Source organism: Annamia dubia NIES-4383 (assembly GCF_055394725.1).
Genome location: NZ_AP025630.1, coordinates 2,353,601 through 2,373,089, shown reverse-complemented (window position 1 = coordinate 2,373,089; position 19,489 = coordinate 2,353,601). Strand labels below are relative to the sequence as shown.

The 19,489-nt window shown below is 33.6% G+C and carries 14 protein-coding genes; 7 read left to right on the top strand and 7 right to left on the bottom strand.

Features of this window, described 5'->3' with window-relative positions; translation table 11 throughout:
• Window positions 1–73: 73 nt before the first annotated feature.
• Complete coding sequence (rplT, locus tag Anndu_RS10625; protein WP_464101173.1) at window positions 74–424, bottom strand: 50S ribosomal protein L20; 351 nt, start codon at window positions 422–424, stop codon at window positions 74–76.
• Between the two features lie 178 nt (window positions 425–602).
• Window positions 603–806, bottom strand: a complete 204-nt coding sequence (gene rpmI, locus Anndu_RS10620) for a 50S ribosomal protein L35 (protein ID WP_464101172.1) — start codon at window positions 804–806, stop codon at window positions 603–605.
• 324 nt (window positions 807–1,130) lie between these two features.
• Between rpmI and purF the strand changes: the two genes are divergently transcribed.
• Window positions 1,131–2,603, top strand: coding sequence for an amidophosphoribosyltransferase (gene purF, locus Anndu_RS10615; protein ID WP_464104076.1), 1,473 nt, complete (start codon window positions 1,131–1,133; stop codon window positions 2,601–2,603).
• Between the two features lie 75 nt (window positions 2,604–2,678).
• Here the strand turns inward: purF and Anndu_RS10610 are convergent, their stop codons facing one another.
• Window positions 2,679–3,410: an undecaprenyl-phosphate galactose phosphotransferase family protein gene (locus tag Anndu_RS10610; protein ID WP_464101171.1), complete on the bottom strand. Its 732-nt coding sequence runs from the start codon at window positions 3,408–3,410 to the stop codon at window positions 2,679–2,681.
• Between the two features lie 163 nt (window positions 3,411–3,573).
• Entirely contained in the window at window positions 3,574–4,707 is a 1,134-nt protein-coding gene (locus Anndu_RS10605) for a glycosyltransferase (RefSeq protein WP_464101170.1), read from the bottom strand.
• 268 nt (window positions 4,708–4,975) lie between these two features.
• Here Anndu_RS10605 and Anndu_RS10600 point away from each other — a divergent pair, with 268 nt between their 5' ends.
• Window positions 4,976–5,695, top strand: coding sequence for an SIMPL domain-containing protein (locus Anndu_RS10600; RefSeq protein ID WP_464101169.1), 720 nt, complete (start codon window positions 4,976–4,978; stop codon window positions 5,693–5,695).
• 100 nt (window positions 5,696–5,795) lie between these two features.
• On the opposite strand, the gene Anndu_RS10595 is transcribed toward Anndu_RS10600, so the two are convergent.
• A complete protein-coding gene (locus Anndu_RS10595; RefSeq protein WP_464101168.1) occupies window positions 5,796–6,632 on the bottom strand; it encodes an acyl-CoA desaturase in 837 nt (278 codons plus the stop codon).
• Window positions 6,633–7,603: 971 nt separating this feature from the next.
• On the opposite strand from Anndu_RS10595, the gene Anndu_RS10590 reads away from it, so the two are divergent.
• Window positions 7,604–11,659 (top strand): peptidoglycan-binding protein, encoded by a 4,056-nt coding sequence (locus Anndu_RS10590; RefSeq protein ID WP_464101167.1) that lies wholly within the window; start codon window positions 7,604–7,606, stop codon window positions 11,657–11,659.
• 181 nt (window positions 11,660–11,840) lie between these two features.
• On the opposite strand, the gene Anndu_RS10585 is transcribed toward Anndu_RS10590, so the two are convergent.
• Window positions 11,841–12,644, bottom strand: a complete 804-nt coding sequence (locus tag Anndu_RS10585) for an SPFH domain-containing protein (protein WP_464101166.1) — start codon at window positions 12,642–12,644, stop codon at window positions 11,841–11,843.
• Between the two features lie 112 nt (window positions 12,645–12,756).
• On the opposite strand from Anndu_RS10585, the gene Anndu_RS10580 reads away from it, so the two are divergent.
• Genes Anndu_RS10580 through cutA form a run of 3 tightly spaced genes read left to right on the top strand, consistent with a single transcriptional unit; the run spans window position 12,757 to window position 14,538 of the window.
• Window positions 12,757–13,548, top strand: a complete 792-nt coding sequence (locus Anndu_RS10580; protein ID WP_464101165.1) for a YdcF family protein — start codon at window positions 12,757–12,759, stop codon at window positions 13,546–13,548.
• 58 nt (window positions 13,549–13,606) lie between these two features.
• Entirely contained in the window at window positions 13,607–14,191 is a 585-nt protein-coding gene (locus Anndu_RS10575) for a thioredoxin family protein (RefSeq protein ID WP_464101164.1), read from the top strand.
• A gap of 26 nt (window positions 14,192–14,217) precedes the next feature.
• Window positions 14,218–14,538 carry a divalent-cation tolerance protein CutA gene (cutA, locus tag Anndu_RS10570; RefSeq protein WP_464101163.1) on the top strand — a complete coding sequence of 107 codons (321 nt, stop codon included), beginning with the start codon at window positions 14,218–14,220 and terminating at the stop codon, window positions 14,536–14,538.
• Window positions 14,539–14,605: 67 nt separating this feature from the next.
• Here the strand turns inward: cutA and clpB are convergent, their stop codons facing one another.
• Complete coding sequence (gene clpB / locus Anndu_RS10565) at window positions 14,606–17,215, bottom strand: ATP-dependent chaperone ClpB (RefSeq protein WP_464101162.1); 2,610 nt, start codon at window positions 17,213–17,215, stop codon at window positions 14,606–14,608.
• A gap of 380 nt (window positions 17,216–17,595) precedes the next feature.
• On the opposite strand from clpB, the gene lepA reads away from it, so the two are divergent.
• Window positions 17,596–19,404, top strand: a complete 1,809-nt coding sequence (gene lepA / locus Anndu_RS10560) for a translation elongation factor 4 (RefSeq protein WP_464101161.1) — start codon at window positions 17,596–17,598, stop codon at window positions 19,402–19,404.
• The last annotated feature ends 85 nt before the right edge of the window (window positions 19,405–19,489 follow it).

Sequence of the window (19,489 nt, the reverse complement as noted above, 5' to 3'; positions counted from 1 at the left end):
AAAAGTCCCCTCGCCATGAGACAAGGGGTTTTGGGGAGAGGTTAAATAAAAATAATTTAATCGTTAAAAAAAATTAACTAGCCTTAGCAATTTCAATCACTTTAGCAAAAGCATCAGGATCAACCATTGCTAACTGTGCCAACATTTTGCGATTTAACTCAATATTAGCTTTTTTCAAATTACCCGCTAATTTACTATAGCTTAAGCCGTGAAGTCTAGCACCCGCATTAATCCGAGTGATCCATAAACGGCGAAAATCTCTTTTACGTTTTTTACGGTCACGATAAGCATTGCGTAACGCTTTCATCACCTGTTGATTAGCTGTGCGGAAAAGCTTAGAATGAGAACCTCTAAAACCTTTCGCTAACTTTAAGATTTTTTTACGGCGTTTTCGGGCAACATTACCCCGTTTTACTCTAGTCATATTATTTATTGAATCTGGTTAAATTTAATTTAAAAAAAATCCCTATATCCTTAACAATTGACAATTGACAATGGACAGTTGACAATAACCTTACTCAAAAGTAGAGTATTAAAAATTAGATTTGAAACCTAATTAATTGTCAATTGTCAATTGTCAACTGTCAACTAATAACTAACTTTTAGAGATAGGGAAGCATTTTACGAACATTTTTTTCATCGCTTTCATCCACTAAAGTTAAAGCAGATAAACGACGACGGATTCTTTCAGATGATTTTTTCTGCAACAAATGATTTTTGAATGCTTTACGACGAAGGATTTTTTTCCCACTTCCTGTCACTCTAAATCTTTTTGCTGCGGCTTTGCGAGTTTTTAGTTTCGGCATATATCAACGTCAATTCGACACAATTTTTCATCATAACATATTTTTGTCAAATAAAAATATTTCTATCACATTTTTAATTTAATTTTCTAGGGGTGTGTTTTTTCTATTTTCCCTTTAAATTGAAGATCAAGAAAACCTGTAGCTGTTTAATGTTATATTACTTAATCAGATGTTAAAGTTAAGAAACTATTAAGCAATCTTAATTAAACTTCCTTATTTTTCTAGCCTTTTGGCTCTATCTACTTACATTAGAACAGTAACTAAACCATCTTGAAAGTCCAGATGATACCTAATGATTCTTTTCCTAACGATCACCATTTCTCAATGGTTAATCCCTTGATCCAGCCAACCTCAACCTTAGATCAACCATCCGATAAACCCAAGGAAGCTTGTGGTGTCTTTGGTATTTATGCACCCGAAGAAGATGTGGCCAAATTAACTTATTTTGGCTTATATGCCCTCCAACATCGAGGACAAGAATCAGCCGGAATAGCTACTTTTGAAGGTGATACCGTTCATTTACATAAGGATATGGGCTTGGTTTCTCAAGTTTTTAACGAGTCCTTATTACAAAAGTTACCCGGCTATTTAGCCGTAGGTCATACTCGCTATTCTACCACAGGCTCCAGTTTAAAGGTTAATGCCCAACCGGCCGTCCTCAAAACTCGTTTAGGACATTTAGCCTTAGCACATAATGGCAATCTTGTCAATGCTGATCAATTAAAAACGGAATTAACTAAACGTAATTGTGATTTTATCACCACTACCGATTCGGAAATGATTGCGGTGGCGATCGCCAATGAAGTAGACAAAGGGAAAGACTGGTTAGAAGCGGCCATCAGTGCTTTTCAAATGTGTAGCGGAGCTTATAGTTTAACCATTGGCACTCCGGTGGGGCTGATGGGAGTAAGGGATCCCAACGGTGTACGTCCCCTTGTGATCGGGACTTTAAAAGAAGAAAATAATCCAATCCGTTATGTTTTAGCCTCGGAAACCTGTGCTTTAGATATTATTGGCGCACAATATTTAAGAGATGTGGAGCCAGGAGAGTTAGTCTGGATCACCGAAGATGGTTTAGCTTCTTTCCATTGGACTCAAAAATCCCAACGCAAGTTATGTATTTTTGAGATGATTTATTTTGCCCGTCCTGATAGTTTAATGCACGATGAAACCCTTTATCGTTATCGTTTAAGATTAGGTGAGCAGTTAGCGAAGGAATCCTATGTTGAGGCGGATATGGTGATGGGTGTCCCTGACTCCGGTATTCCGGCGGCGATCGGTTTTTCCCGTACTTCAGGGATTGCCTACGGTGAAGGTTTAATCAAAAATCGTTATGTGGGGCGCACCTTTATCCAACCGACTCAACATATGAGAGAACATGGCATTAGAATGAAACTTAATACCTTAAGGGATGTGCTACAGGACAAAAGAATTATTATTGTAGATGATTCGATCGTGCGAGGTACAACTAGCCTTAAGATTGTGAGAACATTGAGAGAGGCAGGGGCGAAAGAAGTTCACATGAGAATATCCTCTCCCCCTGTCACCCACCCCTGTTTTTATGGCATTGATACCGATACTCAAGATCAACTGATCGCCGCCACTAAATCAGTTCAAGAAATAGCTAAACAGATCGAAGTTGATAGTTTAGCCTATTTAAGTTGGCAGGGAATGTTAGATGTGACGGGAGAAGACACCAATAGTTTTTGTTCAGCCTGTTTTACAGGTGATTATCCCATCGCCATTCCCGATCAAGTAAAACAATCTAAATTAATGTTAGAAAAAAGCAAAAGTTAAGGAAATTTAACTTTAAGCCCTCACACCTTCTTTGATAGAGGGGGTGAGGGCTAATTTTTCAATAGATTAAAAAGTCTAATAAGCCCCATTATTACGGGGAAATAACATCACTCCAATGGTTTTAACAACGATCCATAGATCCATTAACCAATTATGAGAACCTGCATAATAAACATCCATTCTAATGCGTTTATCATAGGGAATATCATTACGCCCTGAAACTTGCCATAAGCCAGTAATACCCGGACGAATACTTAAAACTTTTTGAATGCGATAGCCATATCTACTCAGTTCATCGGGTACTAAAGGGCGAGGCCCTACCACACTCATCTCTCCCATTAACACATTCCAAAATTGGGGAAATTCATCTAAACTGGTATAACGTAAAAACTTACCAATCCATGTAATACGAGGGTCTTGTTTTAGTTTGAAATTTTCATCAAATTCTTGTTTTAAATGGGGATTTTCTTCTAACATTTTAGCTAAAACTTGATCCGCATTTTGAACCATCGTTCTAAATTTAACACAACCAAATGTTTTAAAATTTTTTCCTACTCTTTTTTGAATATAAAAAATAGGCCCAGGGGAACTAATAGCAATTAAAATTGCTAAAATTAAATATAAAGGGGAACAAAAAATTAAAACAGATAGGGAAAAAACAATATCAAACAGTCGTTTAATAACTTCTCCGCTTAAAGTTGGAACAGATGTTCCCTGAAGTCCTAAATTTGACATCATTGCATACAAACTTCTTTTAAAGAAAGATTGTACCACTTTAACGGAGATCAATTGGCTATTAGTAGTCATTTCACTCCTTTTATACACAAATCACACCACATATTGTCAGATCATATAACCTTTAGCCCAAAAATTGAGCATCTTTGATCACAGATCTAGTTTTTTGATTCTCTATAGAATCATCTTTATATATTATCCTGTTTCTTGATAATTGGTCATTGTCTACTGTTCACTATTTACTGTTAACACAAGTTTCCACAAATTTCAGATAATTTTGGTGGAAAATAGGGGTAGAAAATTTTTCGGCCTGTTGGCGACAATTTTCTAAGTTAAATTGATGTTTAATTTCCTCAAATGTTTCCACTGTTTCCACTAGGGCTTGGGGCGTTTGGGGATAAAAATGTAAGCCTGTACCATGTTGGGGATCACGCCTTAGATCTATGACAGTTTCTAAAGCTCCTCCCCTACCATAAGCGATCACGGGTGTGCCACAGGCTTGGGCTTCTACTAAGGCGATCCCAAAGTCTTCACAGGAGGCATAAATAAAGGCTTTGGCTTTTTTCATATATTCTTCTACAATGTGATTAGGTTGTGATCCTAAAATTTTAATATTAGGTTTAGCCATTTTTTTGATTAATTCCAGTTGTTTTCCCCCCCCAATAATGACTAAATTTTTCCCTAATTGATTAAAAGCTTCTACCATTAAAGTTACTTGTTTATAACTAACTAATCTTGTTACTGTTAAATAATAATCTTCTTTTTTTTCATAATAGTTAAAACGCTCTAAATTAACGGGGGGATAAATAACTTTTGCTTCCCTACGGTAACATTTTAAAATACGGTTAGCGGTGTGTTGAGAATTAGCAATAAAATAATCTACTCTATTAGCTGAAATTACATCCCATTGTCTTAATTGATGTAAAATAAATCTAGTTAAAATACCTTGTAAACCTTGCCCTGCAAAACTCTCTTTGAGATAGTCAAAAGTTAAATCCCAAGCATAACGCATGGGAGTATGACAATAACAAATATGTGTTTGATGGGGGCTAGTTAAAATTCCTTTAGCGACTGCGTGGGATGATGATAAAATTACATCATATTGTCTTAAATCTAATTGTTCAATGGCAAAAGGTAACAAAGGTAAATATTTTTGAACACCATTTTTAGCAAGGGGAAAATGTTGTAAAAAAGTTGTACCGATGTTTCTTTGATATAAATAACTATCGAGGTTTGTAGATTCAAAATCTATTAAAGCATAGAGATCAGCTTCTATTACTTTTAATATTTCTTGTACAACTAATTCCGATCCTCCTGTTGCGTGAGGAGTTAACCATTCATGTATTAAGGCGTAGGATAATTCTGTCATTGGTTATTATTTATTAATAATTTCATTAAGGCTGAAGCCTTATGCTACAAAAACAAAGCCTGCCTGCGCAGGCTAAAATTCTAGCCTGCGCAGGCAGGCTTTGTCTATATAGCCCTACCCTTCAGGGTTTGGGTACTAATCATATATAGCTATTGATTAAAATAACCAATAACCAAAAACAAAATTGTTTCTTTTTTGGTAACAAAGGTGAATCTTTTAAAAAACTGTTTTAAATTTAAGATAAAAATAATTTAACATAAGAGGTGTTATGAAAAATAATTTAACTAGAAAATCCGTTAATTTAACTCAATCTTTAGTTTTAGCGGTGTGTTTGACTTTTTTACCTGTTTTACCTAGTTTTGCTCAACAGGCGGTTTTGCGCACTTTAACGGTGACAGGCCAAGGTGAATTGTCAATTCCTACCACTTTAACTAGAATTAGTTTAGGGGTGGAAATTCAAGGGAAAACCGCTCAAGAAGTTCAAGCCGAGGCCGCCCAACGCTCTACCCAACTGGTTAATTTTTTGCGATCGCAAAATGTGAGTAAATTAGAAACAACCGGAATTAGTTTACAGCCCCAATATAATTATGAGAGTAATCAAAGAGAGTTAATCGGTTATATTGCTACTAATATGGTGAGTTTTGAAGTGGATACCCAAAAAGCAGGATCTATTTTAGATCAGTCGGTGGCCGTGGGCGCTACCCGTATTGATAATATTAGTTTTACGGCCACGGAGGCGGCGATCGCGCAGGCACAAAAAGAAGCATTAAGGGAAGCCACATTAGAAGCCCAAGCCCAAGCAGAAGCAGTTTTAAGCACTTTAAATTTAACCCCCCAAGAAATTGTCAGTATTCAAGTTAACGGGGCAACTCCCCCCGTAACACCGATGTTACAGGCCGCAATGATGCGTGATGAGAGTTTTAAAACGACGGTAGTGGGAGGAGAACAAACTATTCAAAGTTCTGTTACTTTACAAATTAGATATTAGTAAATAATTGATTATTAACTAATCATAAAAAGATCAGAAATTGATTTAAAAATTAACAATTTCTGATCTTTTTTGTGATTAATTAATAATTAAATTAAGATTACTTTTGAGTAATAACTGGTGCTAATTTAATATTAGTAGCTAAACCTAACATTTTTAAGAGTGAAATTGTCATCCAAGTTAGATCAATTTCCCACCATTGCCAACCGTGACGGGCTGAATATTGATAAGCATGATGATTATTGTGCCATCCTTCACCGTAGGTTAATAATGCCACCCACCAACAATTTTTAGAACGATCATTTGACTCCTCATAGCTTTGATAACCAAATTTATGAGTTGCACTGTTAACAAACCAAGTACAATGGAAAACTAACACTAAGCGAACAAAAATGCCCCAAATCACAAAAGGCCATCCGCCCCATAAATATAAAAGATAACCTAATAAAGATTGAATTACTAAAAAATATTTATCTAAAAATAAATACACTGGATCGCTATTAATATCTTTGGTAACACGCATGATCAGATCCGGAGAGGGATATTTAAAAAACATCCATCCCATGTGACTCCACCAAAAACCTTTACTTGAGTCATGGGGATCTAAGGGTAAACCCTGATCTGAATATTTGTGATGTAAACGGTGTAAACCTGTCCAGTTCAATAATGATCCTTGACAAGCTAAAGTGGCACAGAAAGCAAAAAAGTATTCTAACCATTTTGGCACATCAAAACTGCGATGGGAGATTAAACGATGTAAGCCAAGGGTAATACCTAAGCCTCCTGTGATCCAATGAAATAAAATAGCAACTCCGACTGCTTTCCAGCTAAACATCCCCGGCAGAAAAGCTAAACAGGCGAAAGAGTGCATTCCAACTAGATAAAAAGCATTGATCCAATCAATTTTTAGTTTTTGATTTGTGGTTGCTACGGTCATGTAAATTCCTAACTATATAATTATAAATTTGTTTTTGAGCAGAGTAAGTTATTTTAAAGTATAAATGATGAGACCTGATCCATTCTATTTTTAATTTTTTTTTAATTTTAGAATCAGAATTTTGGAGGCCGCACTGTCTTAAACTTTAGTCTATTACAAACAATAATCATTTTTTGAGCTTGTTTAGTCAATTGTTTTTTATGTTAATTGATTAACTTCATTGACGCTAAAAAAACTTTTTTGTTGTTATTTTTTATGCTCAGACCTAGATTTTTTAATAAAATTTATCAAAATAAGAATAAAGTAAACTGATAAAAATTCTCTATATTGAGAAAATAGTTATTTGATCAAGGTACAAAGCAAATAATTTATCCAAAATTAATTATAAAATTGGACATTAGGACTAATTCTTAATTAGAATTAGAGGGAAGATTAATCTTTTTCTAAGAGGAGAATTAAGTCCAATGGTTTAATTGATAATAAAAAAATTATCATCTTTTTTAATTATAATACTAATAAGTCTATTTTGCTACTCGATTATACCATTTACTCGTCTCTTGCTGTGACAAAAATTTTCCCCACTCAAGAGGAGATCGAAAGCATAATTAGTCTTTGAACCAAATCGTTTAGAATTGGTTGTAGGACGAAAATATAAATTATTATTAGATAATCCTACTGCGAGTAAACTTTATTTTACCCCAAGGGATGGCGATCGCATTTTGCTCAAGAAATTTGATCCTACGGGTTAAAGTTACAATCAATGACTTAAAATTAAGATCGGGAGCAACTGCCTTATGGGTATTGATCCCAATAAAGGGAAAATTTGTTATTTACATTGTACCGTGCAGGGGTCATTCTGAAACGGAAATGATCGGATAAATTATTTTTTATTAATAAGTAATAGGTAATAAGTTAAAGTTTAATAAATGACTAATAACTAATCAAAAAAATTTATTTTACTAGCAAAAAATATGATTAATAAAAAACCAATTTTAAGATTTGGCAGTGGCTTTGAAACACCAGAATTAAAAAAGGATGTACAAGAATTACAAACATTATTAAAACAAGGTGGCTTTTTACCGGAAACTGCCCCCATTGATGGGCTGTTTGATCATCAAACTGAAAAGGCTGTTAAACTTTTTCAAAATAGTAAAAATTTAGAGTCTGATGGGGTAGTTAACTTTGAAACTTGGAGTTATTTAGAATTATTATTTGAGCCTAATTCTTCTTTGATTAATAATGCTATTAATTTAGATTATACTGATACGTTTAAAGAAATTTCTAGCCATAGTAATCAAGGAAATAAACATCATATTTTAAGGTTGGGAGATGGAATTAATACACCTGAATTACAAGATGAAGTCAAATATTTACAGGAATTATTAAAAGATAATCACTGTTTAGAAGAAACTTCTTTAACTGATGGTTTGTTTTGGAGAAAAACAGAGGCCGCCGTTATTAAGTTTCAAAAAAGTCGTAATTTAGTGGCTGATGGTATTGTTAATGAAGAAACTTGGCATAATTTAGAAACCCAAGTTATTCAAGCAACTTTAGAAAAAGATCAGATTAAACTTCCATCTATTAATGTTAATTTGAATCAAGAAAATATTAAGACAATTATTCAGCTTAGTCAAAATGAATTAACGGAAAAATATCCTACTTTAATGATGGGAGATGGTTTAAATACTCCTCATTTACAAACGGCTGTTAAATCTTTACAACAATTATTACAAAAACAGGGTTTATTGGGGGAAAATTTTGCGTTAGATGGCTTTTTTTGGATTGAAACTGAAACTGCGATCAAACAATTACAACAGAATAATAATTTAGAAGAAAATGGCATTGTTACTCAAGAAATTTGGGAAATTTTAGAAAGTAATTTAACTGTTGAAAGTGTTGAAAGTTTAGATCATAAACTTGAAGAAAAAGAAGTTATTACACCGCAACAAATAACGATTAGCCCTGAACAAATTAAGCCAGTAGAAGTTACTAATTTTAATAATTTAGAGGCTTCAAAAAGTATTAATATGATTGAACCTTCTGCTAATATATCTTATCATAATTTAACGATTGGAGACGGTTTAAATACTCCTGAATTACAAGAGGAAGTAAAATATTTACAAAAATTATTAGAAAATCAAGGCTTTTTCCCTGAAAATTTTTGTGTTGATGGTTTATTTTGGCAAGAGACAGAAATGGCGGTTAAGGCTTTTCAAAATCAGAACAATTTACCACAAACTGGAATTGTTAATACGGCCACTTGGTTGGCTTTAGAAAATGAAAAATATCATGAATTAATCTTAAGTAAAAATCAAGAGCAAACTAATCAATTTGCTTTTAAATCTCAATTTTTAAAGTCGGAAGATTTGACGGAAAATGTCATAGAAAATACTAATTTGATCACTGAAATTCCAGACAATCAAGAGATAAAAACAGGTAATGATTTAACTTTAAAATTAGGGGCAGGAATAGATACTCCTGAATTACAAGAACAGGTAAAATATTTACAAACTTTATTACAAGAATGGGGTATTTTAGGTCTTGATTTAGAAGTTAATGGTTTATTTTGGAGAGAAACGCAAGAAGCTGTTAAAAAATTTCAACAGCAACATAATTTAACTGTTGATGGTATTGTTAATCAAAATACTTGGCAAGTTTTAAAGGGTTTAAGCCCTATTTCTGAAGAATTTGATCAATCTAATTTAACTGAAAATTTACCAGAAAATCAACCTATTAAGCCTGAATTTGAAACAATTTTAGAGGTTTTAAAACCTACTGATCTTTCTTTGCCCCCAATTTCTGAAAGTCAAGAAAATGAAAATATTATTAATCAAAGTCAGCCTAAAATGGTTGGTTTAAATTTACCTTCATCTAAAAAAATTAATAAAAATTATTCTAATTTAAAGTTAGGTGATGGCATTTATAATGAAAGTTTAAAGGATGAAGTAAAATATTTACAAACACTTTTAAAAAGACATAACTTTTTGCCTCAAGATGCGGAAATTGATGGTTTATTTTGGCATAAAACAGAAAATGCGGTTAAGGAATTTCAAAAAAGTAGAAAATTAGTCGCTGATGGAATTGTTGGTAATTTAACTTGGAATGCCTTAGAAGAAGTTGCAACATCATTAAATCTGAGTAATACTGTCAATAAAAATGCTAATTCATCTAATAATAATTATCCTATTTTAAAGATAGGCGATGGCATGACTAATCCCCAGTTACAACCTGATATTAAAAGGTTACAAAAATTACTGCAAAAACATCAATTTTTCCCCCAAGATCAAACAATTGACGGTTTATTTTGGCGAGAAACGGAAAAGGCGGTTAAGGCTTTTCAAAAGAGTAAAAATTTAGTGGCTGATGGGGTTGTAGCGGATAAAACATGGAAAGCTTTAGAAAAAGAACCTGTTAAGATTGCTGTTAATTATAGTAGTCAAAAGCCTGTTTTAAAATTAAGAGATGGCATTGATACTCCCCATTTAAAAGATGAGGTTATTCTGTTACAAAATTTACTCAAAAAATGGAATGTTTTAAACAAAAATACAATTTCTGATGGACTATTTTGGAAAAGTACAGAGGAAGCAGTTAAGGCTTTTCAAAAGAGTCAAAATTTAGTTGTTGATGGAGTTGTTGGTGCCAAAACTTGGCAATTATTAGAGAAAACTCCTCCGATTACTCCTAGTAAACCTACAATAATTAATAATCAAAATATGAATAGAAAAGAACCGATTTTAAAGTTAAGAGATGGTGTGGATACTCCTCATTTAAAAGATGAGGTGCAACGGTTACAAACTTTATTAAAAAAATGGAAGTTTTTACCAGATCAATCTCCTATTGATGGTCTATTTTTACAAGGTACAGAAACTGCGGTTAAGGCTTTTCAAAAAAGTAGAAATTTAACGGCTGATGGTGTAGTGGGTGACAAAACATGGGAATTTTTAAAGAAAAATCCTGAGCCGATTAATGTTAATAAATATCCCGTGTTAAAGTTAGGAGATGGGATTAAAACCCCTCAATTAATTGATGCGGTTAAAAGATTACAATTAATCTTAAAAACCTATCGTTTCTTACCAGAAAATACAGTGATTGATGGTTTATTTGGGGAAGAAACTGAAACGGCTGTTAAATTATTTCAACAGACTCAAAATTTAACTGCTGATGGTGTAATCGGCGAAAAAACTTGGCAATTTTTAGAAAGTTTAATTGATGGAAAATCAATTGTTAGACCTGTTTTAAAAATTCAAGATGGCATTGATTTTCCTGATTTAATTAATGAGGTAAAATCATTACAAAATTTATTAAGAGAACGTAATTTAATTAGAATTGCTGATGGTTTGTTTGGCAAAGATACGGAAAATGCGGTTAAAATTTTTCAAAGAAATAATAATTTAATGGCTGATGGTGTCGTGGGGAAAGGAACTTGGTCTTTATTAAGTAATCAAAACATTACTACCTACGTTCCTTTACGCAAATTTAGTAATGTTAATTTAGTGAATACATTAATTAATGCTATTTCTAATACAACTATTAAGCGTTTTGCTTCTCAATCTATTCCTTTAATTTTACAAGAAGCTCAGAAATATAATGTTACGGATAAGGGGCAAATTGCTTATATTTTGGCTACGGCACAACATGAGTCAAGATTAGGGCAATGGATGGTAGAATTTGCTAGTGGTCAGGCATACGAGGGAAGAAGGGATTTGGGGAATACTCAGCCAGGGGATGGTGTACGTTATAAGGGGCGTGGTTTTGTGCAGATTACCGGCCGACGTAATTATACTGATTGGTCACAGCGATTAGGGATTGATTTGGTCAATAATCCTCATAAAGCCACTGATTTTGCGATCGCCGCCAAAATCCTAGTTTTAGGAATGCGAGATGGAACTTTTACCAGTCGCCGTCTCAGTCAATATGTGAGTGGCTCAATGCGAGACTTTTATAACGCTAGAAGGGTGATTAATGGGCTGGATCAGGCGACTCATATTGCAGGTTTAGCGCAAAACTTTTTCACAGCAATGTCTTAAATAATTGACAATGTACAATTATTTTTTAGCAAAATAGGATCAAAATAATTGTACTAAAAATTATATTTGTTAGTTGATTTTAACAGATATTTACTATTAGCTAGGAAATAAATTTCCTAGCTTAATAATTAATAAATTGAACCCAATTAATATACAATTTAATTTTAATTTATTACTGAATTTATGGATTAGGAGGATTTTTTGATTGACTACTTTTTTCCGAAATTAAATGATGAAGTGCCTCATTTAAAGCCTTTGGATCCATAAATAAGATCTTAGAATTTTCCGAAGTTCCTAACTGTTCATTCGCCTCAACATAGCGTTTAGCGACTAAAAATTGCAAGGCTAATTCTGCATTAGGTTCTTGTTGTAAAACCTGCGAAATAATCTTAATATAACCCACAATTGATTCCGCTTCTAAAAGTGCAGTTCTTTTTTTACTTTCCGCCGCCCTTTCTTCTTGTAAAGAAGCCATTACACTTGAGATTGGCTCAAGTGTTTTAAGTTCAACCCTAGTTATTTTTACCCCCCAATTTCCCGTAGCATCATCTATATTTTTTAGCAAAATTTCATTAATATTTTTACGAGAAGAATAGGTTTCTTCTAACAGTAATTCCCCAATAACAGAACGGATATTTGTTAATACTAAATTTTCGATCGCCTCTTTAATATCTTCTACCCCATAAAAAGTTTTTTCTAAGTCCATCACTTTCCAATAAATGACCGCATCAACTTTTAAAGGAACATTATCTTTAGTAATCGTATTTTGTGGCTCAATATCTAAAACTTTTTCTTTGAGATTTTCTTCAATGACAATTGAATCAAATAATGGCACAATAAAATTAAGTCCGGGTTCAAGTTTACGGTGATATTGACCTAAACGCTCAATAATGGCTTGGTTTCCTTCTTTCACAATTCTCATCGAAGCAAAAATACCAGTCAAAAAAACTGTCATCATACCCACTAACGATAAAATAATATCCATTTTATTTCAAATAATTTGTCCATTTACTGTTAACTGTAAAAGTTAATTAATTATCAATTATTAATGATCAATTGTCAATTATTTAATCTCTATTTTTTAAAATTAAAATAACATGAATTTTCTTTTTTTATCTAAACTTTTACCCTTATTTATTTATCCTTTAGGTCTGAGTTGTTTTTTACTGATTATTGCTTTAATTTTATTATGGAAAAAACCCCGTTGGGCGATGTTTCCTGTTGCCATTTCTTTAATTATTTTATTAATCAGTAGTAACGGTTTAATTGCTAATTATCTCGTTAAATCCTCAGAATGGAGGTATTTACCATCAGAAATTCCTAAAGCCGATGCGATCGTAATTTTAGGAGGGGCAACCCGTACCCCCGCCAAACCCCGCCCAATGGTGGATTTAACCGAACAGGGCGATCGTGTTATTTATGGAGGAAAATTGTATTTAGAAGGAAAAGCCCCTGTGATTATTTTAGCAGGTGGCAGGGTAAAATGGCTAGGAGGAGGCAATCCCGAATCTCAAGATATGTTAGAAATATTAAAATTAATGAACATTCCAGAAAGTGCAATTATTCAAGAATCTTTATCATTAAATACATACGAAAATGCAGTTAATGTTAAACAAATTTTAGAAGAAAAAAAGCTTAAAAAAATAATTTTAGTAACCTCAGCTTTACATATCCCTAGAGCTTATGCTATCTTTAAAAAACAAGGAATTGATGTTATTACTGCTCCTACAGATTTTTTAATTAGTGAACAGGAAATAACAGAAATTAATGATAATCAAGAAGCTTTTATCTTAAATAATATACCAGATTCTTTGGCTTTAGACAAAACAACTAAAGTTTTAAAAGAATATATTGGTACTTTTATTTATTGGTTAAAAGGATGGCTTTAGACAATAACTAATAAACAATAACTAATAAACAATAACTAATAAAAAATAATTAATAATTATGGTTTTAACACCTTCTACAATGTTACCTCTTGGCACAATTGCCCCTAATTTTCAATTACTTGATATAGTTTCAGAAAAAATCATTTCTTTAGATCAATTTAACCATCAAAAAGGGTTATTAATTATGTTTATTTGTCAACATTGCCCTTTTGTTAAACATATTCAAATTGAATTAGGAAAATTAGGTCAAGACTATCAAAATCAAGGCTTAGAAATTATTGCAATTAGTTCTAATAGTATTGAAACTCATCCTGAAGATTCCCCTGAAAAATTAAAACAAATGGCCGAAGAATTTAACTTTAATTTTCCTATTTGTTACGATGAAACTCAAGAAATTGCTAAAGCTTATACGGCCGCTTGTACTCCTGATTTTTTCCTATTTGATCATAATAAAAAATTAGTTTATCGAGGACAATTAGATGATTCTCGCCCTAGTAATGGCTTACCAGTAACGGGTAAAGATTTGCGTCAAGCAATTGATTTATTATTAAATAATCAGCCTATTTCTGAAGATCAAAAACCTTCAATTGGTTGTAATATTAAATGGAAAAAAGGCAATGAACCTAATTATTTTAACAATTAAAAATTACTTTTTAAGTATTATTAAAAATGATAAAAGATTCTAATTATGGAGTGGTTTTAGTAACAACTTCTAGCCCTGAAGAAGCCGAGGCGATCGCTAATATTTTAATTCAACAAAAATTGGCAGCCTGTATTAACATTATACCCCTTAAATCTTTATACACTTGGGAGGGTAAAATCTGTAAAGATCAGGAATATCAACTATTAATAAAAACTGATTTAAGTAAGTTTTCAGAATTAGAAACTACGATTAAAAATAATCATAGTTATGAAGTACCTGAAATTATTGCCATACCAATTATTAAAGGTAGTGAAAGTTATTTAAGTTGGCTTAAACATAGTTTATAGACATACAAAATAATACTAAAAATCAAAAGTCGGGTATTTTAAAATATCCGACTTTTTAAGTTCTATTTTAAACAATTGGAGCTAAACTTTTAAACATTAAACGCTCATCTTTTACGTCAACAAAAATAGTTTCTCCCGCTTTAAAATCACCCCTTAAAATTGCTTTGGCGATCGCTGTTTCTAAATATCTTTGAACGGCACGTTTTAAAGGTCTAGCACCATAAACAGGATCATAACCAATTTCGGAGATAAAATCAAGGGCTTCTTCTGTCATTTCTAAACTCAATTTTTGCTCCTCTAAACGTTTAGTTAAACGTGCCACTTGTAGCTGTACAATTGATCTTAATTGAGCCTTTTGAAGACTGTGGAAAATGATAATTTCATCAATTCTATTTAAAAATTCTGGGCGAAAATTAGCACTCATGGCATCCATGACACGCCCTCTCATTTCCTCATAACGGGAATCATCTCCGGCCAAATCTAAAATATATTGTGAGCCAATATTACTGGTCATAATAATAATTGTATTTTTAAAGTCAACTACATGACCTTGAGCATCAGTTAACCTACCATCATCCAGTATTTGAAGCATAACATTAAAGACATCATTGTGAGCCTTTTCGATTTCATCAAACAGAATAACGGAGAAAGGACGGCGGCGAATAGCCTCAGTTAACTGCCCCCCCTCATCATAGCCCACATACCCCGGAGGCGCACCCATCAAACGGGAAACGCTGTGTTTCTCCATATATTCGGACATATCAATGCGCACTAAGGCCTCCTCCGTATCAAAAAGATTAGCGGCCAAGGCTTTGGCTAACTCAGTTTTTCCTACCCCCGTAGGGCCTAAAAAGATAAAACTGGCTGTAGGACGATTAGGGTCTGCTAATCCTGCTCTTGACCTCTGAATAGCCTCAGAAACAGCTAAAACAGCCTCATGTTGTCCTACTACTCTTTGATGTAATTCATCTTCTAAATTTAATAATTTTTCTTTCTCAGATTCTACCAATTTACTGATAGGAATACCCGTCCATTTAGAGATAATTTCCGCAATATCTGCTTCTAAAACTTCCTCCCTTAAAAGGGATTTTCCAGAGGTTTGTTTTTGTGCCAAATTTGCTTCACTTTCCTTAATTTTGCGGTTTAAATCTGTTAGTTTGCCATACTCTAATTCGGCCGCTTTATTAAGGTCATAATTTTGTTTCGCTTGTTGAATTTCTAAGTTAGTTTTATCAATTTCTTCTTTAATTTGTCTGATCTGATCAATTTCCGTTTTTTCTGACTGCCATTGAGCGTTTAAAGTGCTTTGATCTTCCTTTAAATTAGCTAATTCTTTTTCTAATTTTTCTAACCTTGATTTAGACAGTTCATCATTATCTTTTTGTAATGATAATTTTTCCATTTCTAATTGTAAAACTTTGCGATCAATCTCGTCTAATTCTTCAGGTTTAGAAGTAATTTCCATTTTTAATTTAGCCGCCGCTTCATCCACCAGATCGATCGCTTTATCAGGTAAAAAACGATCACTAATATAACGATTAGATAACATCGCCGCCGCCACTAAAGAAGTATCAGATATTTTAACACCATGATGCACCTCATAGCGCTCTTTTAAACCCCTTAAAATTGAGATCGTATCTACCACATTGGGTTCATTTACCATTACTTCTTGAAAACGTCTTTCTAAGGCCGCATCTTTCTCAATATATTTTCTATATTCGTCTAAAGTTGTTGCACCAATACAACGCAATTCTCCCCTTGCCAACATAGGTTTTAAAAGGTTTCCAGCATCCATTGCACCTTGGGTTGCACCCGCTCCCACTACAGTGTGGATCTCATCAATAAACATGATAATATTACCTTGAGAATCGGTCACTTCTTTTAATACCGCTTTGAGTCTTTCTTCAAACTCACCTCGGTATTTTGCCCCAGCTATTAATGCCCCCATATCTAACGCAATTAATTTGCGATCTCGCAAAGATTCAGGCACATCTTTATTAATAATTCTTTGTGCTAAACCTTCAACAATTGCCGTTTTTCCTACTCCGGGTTCACCAATTAAAACAGGATTATTTTTAGTTCTACGGGATAAAATTTGAATCGTTCTACGAATTTCATCATCCCTACCAATGACAGGATCTAACTTACCTAAACGGGCTAATTCTGTTAAATCTCGTCCGTATTTTTCGAGAGATTCATATTTACCTTCGGGGTTTTTATCGGTCACTTTTTGACTACCTCTTACTTGTTTAATAATGTCTTTTAATTGTTTTTCAGTTAAGGAAAATTCCTTAAATAAATTCTTACCAAAACGGTCATCTTTACCGTAGGCTAAAATGATATGTTCAATGGAGATAAATTCATCATCAAAATCATTTTTATATTGATCAGCAAAGTCTAAAAGTAAATCTAAACTTCTGCCTAAATAAACCGATTCACTAGGGTTAGAAATAGTCGGCTGACGGCGAATAAAATTATCAGTATAATCAATAATTCTTGAAGTATTAACATCCCCTTTATTGAAAATACTAGAAGCCAAACCTTGTTGTTCTAAAAGTGCTTTTAATAAATGTTCACTTTCAATTTGTTGATGTTTGCTGTGTTTAGCAATATCAGGAGTTCTAACAATTGCTTCCCAAGCTTTTTCTGTAAATTGATTTGGATTAGTTGGTTGCATAATAATAACTAATTATTAATAATTAATATAAAACTTTTAGCTTTAATTGTAAAGAATAAATCATCATTAATTTAAGAGGGAAAACCCATCTTTGTTAGTAGGGTTTTCTGCATTTCTCCCTAATAATTAATTATGATATTGTTTTCATCAATTCTTCCACTTATTACTGATTATTTATTACTTATTACTTATTACTTGACTTGTGCTAAAACTCTCATATTTTTGGAAACTGAATTTGTATCCAAAGTAGTACAGATACACGGGTTTAAGTTCAGTTATGGTTAAATTTAAAAAAACTTGAACATTTTGAGCAAAAAAATATTACAATGAATTAAATATTGTTAATTTTTAGAGATTAAATCAAAATTATTTTTCTTAATATGACAGCCGTTCCCGTTTCTCGCATTCGTAACTTTTCTATTATTGCCCATATTGATCACGGTAAGTCAACTTTAGCCGATCGAATGCTACAGGAAACCAAAACTGTGGCACAAAGGGAAATGAAAGAGCAATTCCTCGATAATATGGACTTAGAAAGAGAACGGGGAATTACGATTAAACTCCAAGCGGCGCGCATGAATTATACTGCTAAAAATGGAGAACAATATGTTTTAAATCTGATTGATACTCCCGGTCACGTTGATTTTTCTTATGAGGTTTCCCGCTCTTTGGCCGCTTGTGAGGGGGCTTTACTGGTAGTTGACTCATCCCAAGGGGTTGAGGCTCAAACTTTAGCAAATGTTTATCTGGCTTTAGAAAATAATTTAGAAATTATCCCCGTATTAAATAAAATTGATTTACCCGGTTCTGAGCCTGAGCGAGTGGCCAGTGAAATAGAGGAAATAGTAGGTTTAGATTGTAGCGATATTATTAAAGCCTCTGCGAAAGCAGGGATCGGAATTGATCAAATTTTAGAGTCGATCGTTAATCAAGTTCCACCGCCAGAAGATACCGTAGATAAACCATTACGGGCTTTAATTTTTGATAGTTATTATGACGCTTATCGAGGTGTAATTGTTTATTTTCGGGTGATGGATGGGAAAGTTAAACAGGGCGATCGCATTAAATTAATGGCTTCCCAAAAAGAATATCAAATAGATGAATTAGGAGTTTTATCTCCTAATCAAATCAGGGTAGATGAGTTACACGCTGGAGAAGTAGGTTATTTTGCGGCGGCAATTAAATCAGTGGAAGATGCGAGGGTAGGTGATACGATTACCCTTGTTAATAACCCTGCACCTGAGCCTTTACCCGGTTATACAGAGGCTAAACCGATGGTTTACTGTGGGATGTTTCCCACTGATGCGGATCAATATGAGGATTTAAGAGATGCTTTAACTAAATTAAGGTTAAATGATGCGGCCTTATGTTATGAGCCAGAAACATCCACAGCGATGGGTTTTGGCTTCCGTTGTGGCTTTTTAGGTTTATTACACATGGAAATTGTGCAGGAACGCCTAGAAAGGGAATATGACCTCGATTTAATTATTACAGCCCCCTCGGTAATTTATCAAGTAACAACTATTGATGGTGAGGTTTTAGAGGTAGATAATCCCAGTCAATTACCACCCCCTCAGAAAAGGGAGAAAATTGAAGAACCTTATATCAGGGTAGAAATACTTACTCCTGAGACCTATGTGGGGGCGCTGATGGATCTGTGTCAAACTCGGCGCGGTGTGTTTACGGATATGAAATATTTTACCCAAACTCGCACCAGTCTGGTGTATGAGTTGCCCTTGGCAGAGGTGATCACGGACTTTTTTGATCAGTTAAAATCCCGCAGTCGGGGTTATGCTAGTATGGAGTATCATTTAATCGGTTATCGTGTCAATCCTTTAGTACAGTTGGATATTTTGGTCAATAAGGATCCGGTGGATTCTTTAGCGATGATCGTACACCGTGATAAGGCTTATAATGTGGGGCGTGCCTTAACGGAAAAATTAAAAGAGTTGATCCCCCGTCATCAATTTAAAATTCCTATTCAAGCGGCGATCGGTAGTAAAATTATTGCCAGTGAACACATCCCCGCCTTAAGAAAAGATGTACTAGCTAAATGTTACGGTGGTGATATTTCCCGTAAGAAAAAACTGTTACAAAAACAGGCTAAAGGTAAGAAAAGAATGAAAGCGATCGGCACGGTAGATGTACCTCAAGAGGCATTTATGGCCGTGTTAAAATTAGACCAATAATGATCAATTGACGATTAGAAATTATTGCCCCAAACCCTTAAGAGTTTGGCTACACAGGCAAAGTCTGCGTAGGCTTTGCCTGTGT

What these genes read in the sequence shown, in the direction of transcription:
- Anndu_RS10590 (WP_464101167.1), top strand. Translation starts at nt 7,604, where the DNA reads ATGATTAATAAAAAACCAATTTTAAGATTTGGCAGTGGCTTTGAAACA.
- cutA (WP_464101163.1), top strand. Translation starts at nt 14,218, where the DNA reads ATGATAAAAGATTCTAATTATGGAGTGGTTTTAGTAACAACTTCTAGC.
- Anndu_RS10610 (WP_464101171.1), bottom strand. Translation starts at nt 3,410, where the DNA reads ATGACTACTAATAGCCAATTGATCTCCGTTAAAGTGGTACAATCTTTC.
- Anndu_RS10605 (WP_464101170.1), bottom strand. Translation starts at nt 4,707, where the DNA reads ATGACAGAATTATCCTACGCCTTAATACATGAATGGTTAACTCCTCAC.
- Anndu_RS10585 (WP_464101166.1), bottom strand. Translation starts at nt 12,644, where the DNA reads ATGGATATTATTTTATCGTTAGTGGGTATGATGACAGTTTTTTTGACT.
- Anndu_RS10575 (WP_464101164.1), top strand. Translation starts at nt 13,607, where the DNA reads ATGGTTTTAACACCTTCTACAATGTTACCTCTTGGCACAATTGCCCCT.
- clpB (WP_464101162.1), bottom strand. Translation starts at nt 17,215, where the DNA reads ATGCAACCAACTAATCCAAATCAATTTACAGAAAAAGCTTGGGAAGCA.
- rplT (WP_464101173.1), bottom strand. Translation starts at nt 424, where the DNA reads ATGACTAGAGTAAAACGGGGTAATGTTGCCCGAAAACGCCGTAAAAAA.
- rpmI (WP_464101172.1), bottom strand. Translation starts at nt 806, where the DNA reads ATGCCGAAACTAAAAACTCGCAAAGCCGCAGCAAAAAGATTTAGAGTG.
- Anndu_RS10580 (WP_464101165.1), top strand. Translation starts at nt 12,757, where the DNA reads ATGAATTTTCTTTTTTTATCTAAACTTTTACCCTTATTTATTTATCCT.
- Anndu_RS10600 (WP_464101169.1), top strand. Translation starts at nt 4,976, where the DNA reads ATGAAAAATAATTTAACTAGAAAATCCGTTAATTTAACTCAATCTTTA.
- purF (WP_464104076.1), top strand. Translation starts at nt 1,131, where the DNA reads ATGGTTAATCCCTTGATCCAGCCAACCTCAACCTTAGATCAACCATCC.
- Anndu_RS10595 (WP_464101168.1), bottom strand. Translation starts at nt 6,632, where the DNA reads ATGACCGTAGCAACCACAAATCAAAAACTAAAAATTGATTGGATCAAT.
- lepA (WP_464101161.1), top strand. Translation starts at nt 17,596, where the DNA reads ATGACAGCCGTTCCCGTTTCTCGCATTCGTAACTTTTCTATTATTGCC.